This window comes from Rhizobium sp. 22-785-1 (genome assembly GCF_053521965.1).
This window is the reverse complement of record NZ_JBNWDI010000001.1, coordinates 219085-232071: the sequence shown is the minus strand read 5'-3', so window position 1 is coordinate 232071 and position 12987 is coordinate 219085. Positions and strand designations below refer to the sequence as shown.

General features: G+C 56.1%; 12 protein-coding genes. 7 read left to right on the top strand and 5 right to left on the bottom strand.

Annotated elements, in window-relative coordinates; all coding sequences use genetic code 11:
• The first annotated feature begins 4 nt into the window (after positions 1 to 4).
• From clpA to ACQZ5M_RS01115, 3 genes are all read left to right on the top strand, one after another.
• Positions 5 to 2500 (top strand): ATP-dependent Clp protease ATP-binding subunit ClpA, encoded by a 2496-nt coding sequence (gene clpA / locus ACQZ5M_RS01125; RefSeq protein WP_449078915.1) that lies wholly within the window; start codon positions 5 to 7, stop codon positions 2498 to 2500.
• A 219-nt stretch (positions 2501 to 2719) separates the two neighbouring features.
• Complete coding sequence (locus ACQZ5M_RS01120) at positions 2720 to 3478, top strand: AzlC family ABC transporter permease (RefSeq protein WP_449079178.1); 759 nt, start codon at positions 2720 to 2722, stop codon at positions 3476 to 3478.
• Positions 3475 to 3816, top strand: coding sequence for an AzlD domain-containing protein (locus ACQZ5M_RS01115; RefSeq protein WP_296014280.1), 342 nt, complete (start codon positions 3475 to 3477; stop codon positions 3814 to 3816). The genes ACQZ5M_RS01120 and ACQZ5M_RS01115 overlap by 4 nt, the downstream gene beginning before the upstream one ends.
• A 206-nt stretch (positions 3817 to 4022) precedes the next feature.
• On the opposite strand, the gene ACQZ5M_RS01110 is transcribed toward ACQZ5M_RS01115, so the two are convergent.
• Positions 4023 to 4292, bottom strand: a complete 270-nt coding sequence (locus ACQZ5M_RS01110; RefSeq protein ID WP_296080656.1) for a DUF982 domain-containing protein — start codon at positions 4290 to 4292, stop codon at positions 4023 to 4025.
• Positions 4293 to 4482: 190 nt separating this feature from the next.
• Between ACQZ5M_RS01110 and ACQZ5M_RS01105 the strand changes: the two genes are divergently transcribed.
• Complete coding sequence (locus tag ACQZ5M_RS01105) at positions 4483 to 4731, top strand: BON domain-containing protein (RefSeq protein WP_296014282.1); 249 nt, start codon at positions 4483 to 4485, stop codon at positions 4729 to 4731.
• 241 nt (positions 4732 to 4972) lie between these two features.
• Here ACQZ5M_RS01105 and ACQZ5M_RS01100 read toward each other — a convergent pair whose 3' ends face one another.
• Together ACQZ5M_RS01100 and ACQZ5M_RS01095 are read right to left on the bottom strand one after the other, a co-directional pair.
• Positions 4973 to 5452: a DUF192 domain-containing protein gene (locus tag ACQZ5M_RS01100; protein ID WP_449078914.1), complete on the bottom strand. Its 480-nt coding sequence runs from the start codon at positions 5450 to 5452 to the stop codon at positions 4973 to 4975.
• A complete protein-coding gene (locus ACQZ5M_RS01095; protein ID WP_296014284.1) occupies positions 5452 to 6030 on the bottom strand; it encodes a cold-shock protein in 579 nt (192 codons plus the stop codon). Before ACQZ5M_RS01095 ends, ACQZ5M_RS01100 begins: the two co-directional genes overlap by 1 nt.
• A 229-nt stretch (positions 6031 to 6259) precedes the next feature.
• Between ACQZ5M_RS01095 and gloA the strand changes: the two genes are divergently transcribed.
• A complete protein-coding gene (gene gloA, locus ACQZ5M_RS01090; RefSeq protein ID WP_296014285.1) occupies positions 6260 to 6700 on the top strand; it encodes a lactoylglutathione lyase in 441 nt (146 codons plus the stop codon).
• A gap of 138 nt (positions 6701 to 6838) precedes the next feature.
• Entirely contained in the window at positions 6839 to 7999 is a 1161-nt protein-coding gene (locus ACQZ5M_RS01085; RefSeq protein ID WP_296014287.1) for a D-Ala-D-Ala carboxypeptidase family metallohydrolase, read from the top strand.
• 24 nt (positions 8000 to 8023) lie between these two features.
• Here the strand turns inward: ACQZ5M_RS01085 and ACQZ5M_RS01080 are convergent, their stop codons facing one another.
• Positions 8024 to 9178, bottom strand: a complete 1155-nt coding sequence (locus tag ACQZ5M_RS01080) for an HPP family protein (RefSeq protein ID WP_449078913.1) — start codon at positions 9176 to 9178, stop codon at positions 8024 to 8026.
• A 79-nt stretch (positions 9179 to 9257) separates the two neighbouring features.
• Positions 9258 to 9887: a MarC family protein gene (locus ACQZ5M_RS01075; protein ID WP_296036501.1), complete on the bottom strand. Its 630-nt coding sequence runs from the start codon at positions 9885 to 9887 to the stop codon at positions 9258 to 9260.
• A gap of 262 nt (positions 9888 to 10149) precedes the next feature.
• Between ACQZ5M_RS01075 and gyrA the strand changes: the two genes are divergently transcribed.
• The gene (gene gyrA / locus ACQZ5M_RS01070) at positions 10150 to 12951 is read left to right on the top strand and encodes a DNA gyrase subunit A (RefSeq protein WP_296036503.1); all 2802 of its coding nucleotides are present in this window, start codon (positions 10150 to 10152) and stop codon (positions 12949 to 12951) included.
• The last annotated feature ends 36 nt before the right edge of the window (positions 12952 to 12987 follow it).

Genomic DNA, 12987 nt, shown 5'->3' with positions numbered 1-12987 from the left:
CAACGTGCCAACTTTTTCCCCAAGTCTCGAGAAGGCGCTGCACCAGGCACTGACCTTTGCCAATGAGCGTCACCACGAATATGCGACGCTTGAGCATCTATTGCTTGCGCTGCTCGATGACGTCGACGCAGCCGCTGTCATGGGTGCCTGCAATGTCGATCTAGATACGCTTCGCAAGACCGTGATCGACTATGTCGATAACGAACTTTCCAATCTCGTGACGGGATATGACGAAGATTCCAAGCCGACATCCGGCTTCCAGCGCGTTATCCAGCGTGCAGTCATTCACGTGCAGTCTTCTGGACGCGAAGAGGTGACTGGCGCAAATGTGCTTGTCGCAATCTTCGCCGAGCGCGAGAGCCACGCCGCTTATTTCCTTCAGGAACAGGAAATGACGCGTTACGACGCAGTGAACTATATTTCCCACGGCATCGGCAAGCGTCCAGGCTCTTCGCAGACCCGTACCCCGCGCGGTGCCGATGAAGGCGATAATGAACCTAAGGCTGCGCGCAGCGGTCCGGAAGACGATGCATCAGGCGCAAAAAAGCAGCAGGATGCTCTGAAGGCCTATTGCGTCAACCTCAACGACAAGGCCAGAAACGGACGCATCGATCCGCTGATCGGTCGCCACGACGAGGTCAACCGTACCATCCAGGTACTTTGCCGCCGCTCCAAGAACAACCCGCTCTATGTCGGCGATCCAGGCGTCGGCAAAACTGCGATTGCCGAAGGACTGGCCAAGCGCATCGTCGAAGGCAAGGTGCCGGAAGCGTTGATCAACGACACGATCTTTTCGCTCGACATGGGAACGCTGCTGGCCGGTACGCGCTACCGCGGTGATTTCGAAGAGCGTTTGAAGCAAGTCGTGAAGGAACTCGAGGAATTTCCTGGTGCCGTACTGTTCATTGATGAAATCCACACCGTGATCGGTGCAGGTGCGACTTCCGGCGGCGCGATGGATGCGTCCAACCTCCTGAAGCCTGCCTTGTCCTCCGGCGCGATCCGCTGCATCGGTTCGACGACTTACAAGGAATACAGACAGTTCTTCGAAAAGGATCGCGCACTTGTGCGTCGATTCCAGAAAATAGACGTCAATGAGCCGTCGATCGATGATGCAATCGAAATCATGAAGGGTCTGAAACCCTACTTCGAGGAATATCACCATCTTCGCTATACCAACGAAGCGATCAAGGCAGCGGTGGAGCTCTCGGCCCGCTATATCTCTGACCGCAAGCTTCCGGACAAGGCGATCGACGTCATTGATGAAACCGGCGCGGCACAGATGCTGCTTCCGGCATCGAAGCGCCGCAAGCTGATCACCGAGAAGGAAATCGAGGTCACCATCGCGACAATGGCTCGTATTCCGCCGAAGACGGTTTCGAAGGATGACGAGATGGTTCTTGCCAATCTTGAGCAGGAACTGCGCTCGGTGGTTTACGGCCAGGATACGGCAATCGAAGCGCTTTCCACCGCCATCAAGCTGGCGCGTGCAGGTCTTCGCGAGCCGAACAAGCCAATCGGCTCCTACGTCTTTTCCGGCCCTACCGGCGTCGGCAAGACAGAGGTTGCCAAGCAGCTTGCGTCGTCGCTCGGTGTGGAAATGCTACGCTTCGACATGTCGGAATATATGGAGCGTCATACGGTTTCGCGCCTTCTTGGGGCTCCTCCCGGCTATGTCGGCTTCGACCAGGGCGGCCTGTTGACCGACGGTGTCGATCAGCATCCGCACTCCGTCGTGCTGCTGGACGAAATCGAGAAAGCCCATCCGGATATCTACAACATTTTGTTGCAGGTCATGGATCACGGTTCACTCACGGATCACAACGGCAAGAAGATCGACTTCCGCAATGTCATTCTTATCATGACGACCAATGCTGGCGCCTCTGAAATGGCCAAGTCTGCGATCGGCTTTGGTTCGTCCAAGCGGTCTGGTGAAGACGAAGAGGCATTGAACCGCTTGTTCACGCCGGAATTCCGCAACCGTCTGGATGCGATCATTCCCTTCTCGCCACTGCCCACCGCGGTCATCCACAAGGTGGTTCAGAAGTTCGTTATGCAGCTTGAAACGCAGTTGTCGGAACGCAACGTCACCTTTGACCTCCATGATGACGCTGTCGCATGGCTGGCCGAGAAAGGCTATGACGAAAAGATGGGGGCGCGTCCACTTGGCCGCGTCATCCAAGAGCATATCAAGAAGCCTCTGGCGAATGAGATCCTCTTCGGAAAACTGAAGAAGGGCGGCGTGGTCAGTGTCAGCTTGGACAAGAAGGACGATGGCAAGGACGGCCTAAAGCTCAACGTGTTGCCGGAGACTGCACCAGTGAAGCCGAAACCCGAGGCTGAGCTGAAAGCTGCAAAGTCTCCCGGCAAGTCCAAGACCAAGGCAGCCAAGGTCGAAGAGACCGCGGATGCGTTAGTTGTGGATGCGGGCAAAAAGGAGGGCGAATCCGAGCTAAGACGCAAGGGCAACGCCGTCCCAAAGGTGCCTAAGAAAAAATAACTGCTCTATCTCATCCGTAGATAGACCGGTTGACGAGCGGCGGAGCCAGTTTCCGCCGCTTTCTTTTTCGCGAGTTTTAGGACGATGTTCGCAACGTATCGTCTTCGCGATTTAAGACACGCAACAAAAGAAAAGCGTGGTAGACATTCCTCAGGTGATACAAAAGACGCAGGCCAGCCTGAATGAACCAGGCGCCAGTGTTGATCGATTCCGGAATGACTGATGTCTGCATATAGTGACACGGATTCTCTTTTCCTCTGGTTCGCCAGGGGTATGAAGGGAATATTCTCGCTTCCCGCTCTTATTCTTATGACGTCCTTCGTAGGCTTCAGCGCATTTGCGCTTGAATCTGGTGTGCCGCGGGGGGAGGCGGTTTTTATGACGCTCACTATATGGGCGTTACCTGCCAAGATGATCCTCATAGGCTCCATGGTCAGTGGTGCTGGATTGGCCGCCTGTTTCCTTGCGGTGACATTGTCGTCGATCCGAATGATGCCAATGGTCGCTTCGATCGTGCCGGAGATGCGCACGGCTAGAACTCCGACGTGGCTGCTGCTTTTTCTTTCCCACTTTGTCGCCATAACGGCCTGGGTCTATGCAACCCAAAATCTGACAAGGGTTCCTCGTGAAGCGCGTGTAGCTTGGTTTGCGGGTTTCGGAATCACGCTCACAGCCATCAATGCGGCCATTGTCGGCATCTGTTATGGGGTTGTCGCAGCCTTTCCGCCGCTTGTGGCCGGCGTGCTTTTCTTCCTGACGCCAGTCTATTTTATTTCATCGATATGGGCATCCGCACGGCATTCCGTCGTCAAGGTTGCCTTCGTCGTCGGTGTTATAGGCGGTCCACTCTTTGCCGTCATCGAGCCGGAGTTCGACATTCTCTACGCCGGTCTCGGTGGTGGAACGCTCGCTTATCTCATCGACCGATTCTGGTTACGCCGTCGAATCGAGCCCGCTTCCACGGAGGGCGAGCCGTGACAGATGCCTGGTGGGTACCGTACGCATTCATTGCTATCGCTGGCTGGATCGCCACGGATATCTGGCGGTGGCTGGGCGTCATCGCAGGCAACAAGCTTAAGGAGGACTCCGAAGCTCTGCACTGGGTGAGGGCTGTGGCCACCGCGCTCGTCATGGCTGTAACAGCTAAGCTCATTGTCTTTCCTACCGGCACGTTGGCGCACTCTCCGGTTGAACTGCGTATCGCAGCTGCCGTTATCGGCTTTCTTGCTTTCTTGGTCAGTGGCCAGAAAGTTGTTGTCGGCGTGATAGTCCCGGTGGTCCTACTAGCCGCTGGCCTACTATACATTGGGATATAGTCTATTTTGATGTGAATATTTGTAAATCAGCAAAGATGGGGCTGTAAATAGAACGTATTTACAGCTCTCATACTATTCCAGTCAGCCTTGGGCGCGCTTAATTTATCTATCGAATGACTCGATTACTCTACCGCACGTGCCTCAGTGCTAAACTTATGGGTTAGCGTATCTTTTCTCGATCAGATCATGCTTCTGCATGACCGATTCTAATGAACGGTCAAGACATGTGCGCGACTGCTTGCAACCATGAAAGCCTCTCGCGCGGCCTCGAGATCGCAGCGACCGGCTACCGCATCAAGACATCGTTTTTTTGCTATCTCGTATTCGGGGCCGTGTTCGCTGGGCCAGCGATAGGTCAATATCTCGAGCGCTGTGAGCGGGCTGTAGATTTCAACAGCAGGACACATGGGCAAATGAACTGCGACAGGCTTGCACCACTGCGCGTGATGGCAAGGTTCTGATTTATGAATAAGCATCTCATCCTCCTTTTTTCCTCGCGCAAGCGAACCTCTCAGATCACGCTGAAGTTCCCGTTCACGAAAAAAGTGAACGGGTCGGGGGTTTCTTTTTTGCAAGATGAATGGAAAATGAACAAACACATGAACCGGAGATGAACAAAAGAACGCGTGGTGCGTTATCACTGCTCTAAATGAAGGAGGCCCGATTATGTTCAATCTGTCTGGAATTCAGGAAAGCTTTTTCGGCGATCGTATGGCCGGTGTTTGCCAAGCTATCACTTCTGCGCTTGCCTTCGAGTCGGGGCTTGAAAAGTCCAACATTTCGGCCACTGCCGAGAACGACGTCATCTATCTGCAGGGGACTGCTGATTCCGTCGAGGCCATCGAAGCTGCCATTAGTCTGGCATCGTCCATTTCAAATTGCCGTATCCTGAGCCACGTCGAGCCAGTTTACTGACTTTCAAAGGCCGGGCCTCCTGCGCCCGGCTTGACCCGACACTACGCTACCCGAGCGCATTTTGTTCGTGTGTCGACCCCGCTACCCAACAGGAATTGTAAACGTCCTATTCCAAGCGAAGGTCAGAGAGCGAAACTTGATACCGTGCGTAATGATCGTTCGGATATGATCATTCTCAACCCCCTGATACTCATTTGCACGTCGATATCGCGAAATCGCCGGACATCTCCCGCGGCAAGTATCAGCGCTTGTTGACGTGCTCACTCTTCACTGCATCACCGACAGATATCGCGAGCTTCTTCGCGGCTCCTCCGTTCAACTCCAATACATAACGTACAGGCCCGTTAGAGCTGATGATGTCTTCGGAATGTGGCACAGCGTTAGGGTGAATGTGAGTGATCTTCCCGGCCTTGGAAATGAACAGCATATCGAGCGGGATGAAGGTGTTCTTCATCCACATCATCACGTCACGGTCCATGGTAAAGTCGAAGAGCATACCGCGATCCTGGGCCATCGACTTGCGATACATGAGCCCTTGTTGACGCTGCGCATCCGTGTTTGCCAGCTCTACGGTGAAGACGTGTGTTACGCCTGACGCGCTGACAATCTCAAGCTTCTCGCTCGGGAAGGTTTCCTGCGCCATAGTGACAGAGCCTGACGCTACAAAAAAGAGAAGCGCCGTGCAGGCGCTTGCAATGGTGCGGATCGCAAACCTGCTCATCAGTGCGCCATTCCGATTCTGGCTGGATTGTCCGGATGAACTTCCGCAGCCATGAGCCCCTTGTCGCCATCACCGTATCGTACGAGAACGACTTGACCGGGCCGCAACTCGGCGAGGCCGAAACGACGCAACGTTTCCATGTGAATGAAAATGTCTTCCGTCCCTTCACCACGCGTCAGGAAACCGAAGCCCTTCGTCCGGTTGAACCATTTGACAATAGCGCGCTCCAGGCCACTCGAAGGCGTTACCTGCACGTGCGTGCGCACCGGCGGCATCTGAGACGGGTGAACGGCTGTAGACTGATCCATGGAGAGGATGCGGAACGCCTGATAGCCACGGTCGCGACGCTGAATCAGTGCGACAATGCGTGTACCCTCAAGAATGGTCTGGTAACCATCGCGACGCAGGCACGAAACGTGGAGGAGAACGTCCTGCATGCCGTTGTCCGGCACGATGAACCCGAAACCCTTTGCCACGTCGAACCATTTGATCACGCCAGTGATCTCGATCAGGTCAACGGCATCGCCAGAAAACTCTTCGAAATCGGCGACGGTCTTCGACGATATTCTATCAGCCATTATTGCCCAGCCCCTCAATACGCACCACTACCGGTCAACTGATTCCCTACCAAGAGATTAACATTGCAGTAACGGTTGTACGCAAGTGCAGTTTTCAGTTTCCTAGCTGGTTTTTATGTCCCAGGCCTTACCCAAGGCTGACCGTGTTCGTCTAAAACGTTTCCGTCTGGAGCGAAAACATTTATGGTCTCGGTCGGAAGCCAAGTGCTACATATGAAAGGAATATTCCATGCGTTATCTGCACACTATGGTCCGCGTCAAAGACCTGAAGGAATCGCTTGCGTTCTATGTCGACATTTTCGGCTTGCAGGAAATCCGTCGCATCGAGAACGAAAAGGGACGTTTCACCCTGGTCTTTCTGGCGGCGCGTGACGATGTGAAGGCTGCGACTGAGAATAAGGCGCCATGCCTTGAATTGACCTATAACTGGGACACGGAAGACTATACGGGCGGACGCAATTTCGGTCATCTGGCCTATGAAGTGGACGATGTCTATGAGATCTGCGCCAAGCTTCAGACCGCCGGTGTCACCATTAATCGTCCACCGCGCGACGGGCACATGGCCTTCGTCCGGTCTCCTGATGGCATCTCCATCGAGATCTTGCAGAAAGGCGCAAGCCTGGCACCAGCCGAACCGTGGATATCTATGGAGAACACAGGCTCCTGGTAACGTCTAAAGGCTGACGGCATATCCTCCGCTCTTTGCCTTGACTGATCCGTGAGCACAACACGCTTGAGAGTTGGCGCCCGCCAACCTGGCGATGCAGCTCTAGGCGCAGTGACGCGCAAGACGCGGAGGTTTTTCCTTTTGAAGACGCAGACGGGGCAGGGGCCACGAGGACTATCGCGCGGCGGGGCGGCTATCGCCCTGTCTGTTTTGATGCTGTCCGGTTGCGTTTCGGCCAAATCCGACGGCCAGGATGCCGCGGCTGTTCTGGATCCTGCTGCCTTGGCGTCCGAGAAGCACGCATCTGGAACGATGCCGCAGAGTGCCACGGCGGCAGTCGGGCAGGCGGCGCAGCCCGGTTATGTCGATCCAAGAATGGTATCGGCAGCTTCTGCCCGATCGTCGGCGCAGAACACACAAGGCATTCCGGCCCAGCAAGGCCAGGCAAGCGATAATGCTGCTGGCGCGCCCAAAAGCGGCTATGCCATGCAGCCCACTGGAATAGCTGCCGGCTCCCAAAGCATTTTCTCCAATGGCGCTGCCGGTGCTGCGCCATCGGAAATGGACAGCGTTCCTGCCTACGCGCCGACGGGCAGAATCATTCCCGCCCTTAAAAGCGTGTACTCTCCCACTTCGCCCCACGCCCCCGTCGAGCAGCCACAGCCCAAACCGGCTCAGGAACATTCCTCAAACACACCTGACACGTCTTCCGGCGTCTCAAACGACAATGCACTTGCAAACAGCACGTCGTCGCCGGCACAACCGAACCCCTATGTTCCGCAAAACAACATACCTATGGCGGCAGCATTGTTTGCCGGTGTGCCAAAGAAGCGCAACGGCATTGACCCGACAGGCAAGGTCACGCCACCCTCCTATGACGAAAGCCATGCCGATGAGGACGACAAACCAACGGGTCTGATGAAGCTTGCATCTATGTCTGGAATGACGCGCGTCGCGCCCAACGGCCTCGTTTTGCAGACGAACCAGGTGGATGTCGGATGCCTCAAGCCGGAACTGGTCCATCGCATCAAACAACTCGAAACGCATTACGGCAAGCGTGCAATCATCACCTCGGGGTATCGTCCACCAAAAGGTGCAACGCATGGTTCGAAGCATTACACCTGCGAAGCCGTCGACATTCAGATCAAAGGTGTCTCCAAATGGGATCTCGCGGAATATCTGCGTTCCGTGCCCGGACGAGGTGGTGTCGGCACCTATTGTCACACAGAATCGGTCCACATGGATATTGGCGAGACGCGCGACTGGAACTGGCCGTGCCGCCGGTCCGGCACCAACAGTTGATGCCATTTCAGAAGAGCTTGCGGTCTAGGATGTCGACGCAGCCTTGTCGGCCAGCATGCCAACAAGCACATCCGACTGCGAGATGATGCCTGCAAGCTTTCCGTTGCTGTCCACGACTGGCAGATAGTGCAATCCCTGTTCAGCGAACATGATGATCGCGTCTTCGATTGCAGTGCTCGGCGATACCGTTTTAACCGGTGAGGTCATGATGTCCTTCACCGTGTCGTTGGGTGCGGGATTGCCGGTCGCAATCAGTCGCAGCCGCTGAAAAAAACCGATGTGTGGACGACCATTAGTCCAATGAGCCTTATCGAGGAAGTCCGTCTGTGTGACGATCCCTACCACTTCTGCCGCGTCGTTGGTGACAGGCAAGGCCTTCACGTGATGGTCTCGCATCACTGCATGGGCATTCTTAAGGGAATCGTCTGGCGCGACAGCAACGACATCGCGGGACATGATGCTGGCGCAATCGAGGTGGGTTGCACGCCGACGGTATGATCGGAGTTCCGTGCGACGCAAGATCGTTTCCAGATCGTCGCGGTCAATGTCCAGCACCTCGTCATATTCCTTCAGGACATCATCCAGATCGGTTGATGAAAAGCCGATCCGGTCTATGGGCGCCGGATCCCTGGTGCCATGGCTTGCCGGTTGCGGCCGGATCGAATGCGGGTAGGGACGTCCCGTCAAATTGTTGTAGATGATAGCGAGTGTGAGAAGCGCTACGGAGTTGCCGAGCACTGGCCAGAGCACGAATCCGTAGCCGAGATCATGTATGGCCGATCCCCCCAGAACGGCTGTCAGCGCCACCGCTCCACTTGGCGGATGAAGGCAACGGAGGCTTATCATGGCGCCGATCGCGATGGAGATGGCGAGAGCTGCCGCCAGAAACGGTTGCGGCACGAGGATGGCTGTCGTAACGCCGATCAGCGCAGCTAGCGTATTGCCACCGAGTATCGACCAGGGCTGCGCCAGGGGGCTTGAAGGGACCGCAAATAGCAAAACAGCAGACGCCCCCATAGGTGCGACCAAGGCCGGTAGGGAAAATCCATTACCGATGGCGAGATAGCCGAGCAAGCCGGTCAGCAGAATGCCGATCCATGCACCAAACGCCGCACGAAACCGTTCTCTGTAGCTAACGGGCGTTGCTTCAGGAATAACAAGTCGCAGCAGTTTCTTCATGCTCATTTCACGTGAAGGTTTCCAGAGGCGGCTTCTACCCAGAAATACGTGGTGTGTCTTGGATATATGATGCTCAAGATCAGCCATTCATGACAGATTTTACGCCGTCTACCACGAACTGAACGGAGAGCGCGGCGAGTAGAACGCCCAGCAAGCGGGTCAAAATGGCACGGCCGGTATTGCCCAAAAATCTGTCGAGCCTGTCGGCCGCCAAAAGCGCTGCAAAAACGATCACCATGCTGAACGCCAACAGCAGGATAAAAAGAGCTTTCTCCAAACTGGTCGCCATGGTGCCCGATATGAGCACGGTGGCAGAAATCGCGCCGGGGCCTGCGATCAATGGCAATGCCAATGGGAAAACTGCAATATTCTGAATGTGGTCCTGGGTGACTGCGACCTCGGAGGTCTTCTCCTTTCGCTCCTGCCGCTTCTCGAAAATCATCTCGAAGGAAATCCAAAACAGCAAAAGACCGCCCGAAATCCGGAATGCTCCAAGCGAAATGCCAAGCAGTTCCAGGATAGAAGCGCCGAAAAGAGCGAACATGGCGAGAATGCCGAAGCCGATCAGCGATCCGCGCAAAGCTACCTGGGCGCGCTGCGCCCTTGTCATCCCCATGGTCAGCGCCAGGAACACGGGGGCAAGGCCGGGCGGATCGAGCGTGACGAGCATGGTCGTCAGGGAGTTGATGAAGATTTCTGCGCTCGCCATGGGTTCCCCGCTTGTCACCTCTTCGGTGAGGTTCGCTTTTCAATATTTACGCCTGCCTTCGGCCTGGTTTTCGAGGATGGTAGGCAGGAGCAAGCGGTATTGAAACCCCACACACCCGCTTTTGCTTCGAAGGTGGCAGAAAACTGTGTATCGTCTTGTAAATGACGTAAAAGACTGTTCAAAACCGGCTGAGAAATTGGCGTGCGGACGCCGTTTCCGTTATAAAAATCCATCCGATTCTTAACAGAGAATGTGATCCGTTTTGACTGACCAGAGCCCCCCAGGCGGCGGAAAGCTTCCGCCAGGCATTGAACCAATTTCCATCATGGAGGAAATGCAGCGGTCGTATCTCGATTACGCCATGAGCGTTATCGTTTCGCGCGCACTGCCGGACGTCCGTGACGGCCTGAAGCCCGTTCATCGCCGTATTCTTTATGGCATGTCCGAACTCGGCATCGACTGGAACAAGAAATACGTCAAATGCGCCCGCGTCACCGGTGACGTGATGGGTAAATACCATCCGCACGGCAATGCCGCGATCTATGATGCGTTGGCGCGTATGGCGCAGGATTGGTCTTTGCGCCTTCCTCTGATCGACGGCCAGGGCAATTTCGGCTCGATCGATGGCGACCCGCCGGCGGCAGAGCGCTACACTGAGTGCCGCCTGCAAAAAGCCGCGCATTCCCTACTCGACGATCTGGACAAGGAAACCGTCGATTTCCGCGATAACTATGACGGCACCCTGCAGGAGCCCGTCGTGGTGCCTGCGAAATTCCCGAACCTGCTGGTCAACGGGGCAGGTGGCATCGCCGTCGGTATGGCGACGAACATTCCACCGCACAACCTGTCCGAGGTAATCGAAGGCTGTATCGCCCTGATCGACAAGCCGGAGATCGAACTGCCGGAACTGATGCAGATCATTCCGGGTCCCGATTTCCCGACGGGCGCCTTCATCATGGGCCGCTCCGGCATACGCTCGGCCTATGAGACGGGCCGCGGCTCTGTCATCATGCGCGGGCGCGCCACTATCGAACCTATGCGCGGCGATCGCGAGCAGATCATCATCACCGAGGTTCCCTTCCAGGTGAACAAGGCTTCGATGATCGAAAAGATGGCCGAACTGGTCAAGGAAAAGCGCATCGAGGGCATTTCCGACCTGCGCGATGAATCCGACCGCCAGGGTTACCGCGTCGTCGTCGAGTTGAAGCGCGATGCCAATGCCGAGGTTATCCTCAACCAGCTGTACCGCTACACGCCGCTGCAGACCTCATTTGGCTGCAACATGGTGGCGCTGAATGGCGGTAAGCCGGAGCAGATGACGCTTCTCGACATGCTGCGTGCTTTCGTGTCGTTCCGCGAGGATGTTGTTAGCCGCCGTACCAAGTATCTGCTGCGCAAAGCGCGTGACCGCGCGCATGTGTTGGTGGGTCTTGCGATTGCCGTCGCCAACATCGACGAGGTCATTCGCGTGATCCGTCAGGCGCCCGATCCGGCATCTGCCCGTGAACAGCTGATGACGCGCCGTTGGCCGGCCTCCGAAGTGGAAAGCCTGATCCTTCTGATCGACGATCCGCGCCATCGTATCAACGAGGACGGCACCTATAATCTTTCGGAAGAGCAGGCACGCGCAATCCTCGAATTGCGTCTTGCCCGCCTCACGGCACTCGGTCGCGATGAAATCGGCGACGAGTTGAACAAGATTGGCGCCGAGATCAGTGAATATCTCGAAATCCTGTCGTCGCGCATCCGCATTCAGCAGATCGTCAAGGATGAGCTTGCCGCCATTCGCGAAGAGTTCGGCACGCCGCGTCGCTCCGAGATCATCGAAGGCGGCCCGGATATGGACGATGAAGATCTCATCGCCCGTGAAGACATGGTCGTGACCGTATCGCATCTGGGTTACATCAAGCGCGTGCCGCTGACGACCTACAAGGCGCAGCGTCGCGGCGGCAAGGGCCGTTCCGGCATGGCAACGCGCGACGCCGACTTCGTCAACCGTCTCTTCGTTGCCAACACGCACACGCCGGTTCTGTTCTTCTCCTCGCGTGGCATTGTCTACAAGGAGAAGGTCTGGCGTCTGCCAATCGGTACGCCGCAGTCCAAGGGCAAGGCGCTGATCAATATGCTGCCGCTGGAAGCCGGTGAGCGTATCACGACCATCATGCCGCTGCCTGAAGACGAGACGACGTGGGAAACGCTGGACGTGATGTTCTCCACGACACGTGGAACGGTTCGCCGCAACAAGCTGTCCGATTTCGTTCAGGTCAACCGTAACGGTAAGATCGCCATGAAGCTGGATGAAGAGGGCGACGAAATCCTCTCTGTCGAGACCTGTACGGACCGCGACGACGTGTTGCTGACAACGGCGCTTGGCCAATGCATTCGCTTCCCGGTCGATGATGTGCGCGTCTTTGCCGGCCGTAACTCGGTTGGCGTTCGTGGCATCAATATGGGCGAGGGCGACCGCATTATCTCAATGACCATCGTCAGCAGCAGCGATGCCGAGCCTTGGGAACGTGCAGCGTATCTCAAGCGGTCCGCAGCAGAGCGTCGTGCGGCCGGTGTCGATGAAGAAGACATCGCACTCGTCGGCGAAGAGGTGACGGAGGAGGGTGAACTGAGCGAAGCTCGCTATCAGGAACTCAAGAACCGTGAGCAATTCGTTCTCACCGTTTCGGAGAAGGGTTACGGCAAGCGCTCGTCGTCTTACGATTTCCGCACATCCGGTCGAGGGGGCAAGGGCATCCGCGCCACCGACACGTCGAAGACGACGGAAATCGGGGCACTCGTCGCGGCCTTCCCGGTCGAAGACGCAGACCAGATCATGCTGGTTTCCGATGGCGGCCAGCTTATCCGTGTTCCCGTCAATGGCATCCGTATCGCCAGCCGTGCAACGAAGGGTGTTACCATCTTCTCCACCGCCAAGGATGAGAAGGTCGTTTCAGTCGAGCGTATCAACGAGCCGGAAGGTGAGGAAGAAGTAGAGGCACTGATCGAAGGTGCTGAAGATGTGGCAACTGGCGAAGCTGGGGCGGCATCCGAGACTGACGGCTCGGCAGAATAAGGAACAACAGCGCGAGTGGCGTTTACCGCCACTCCG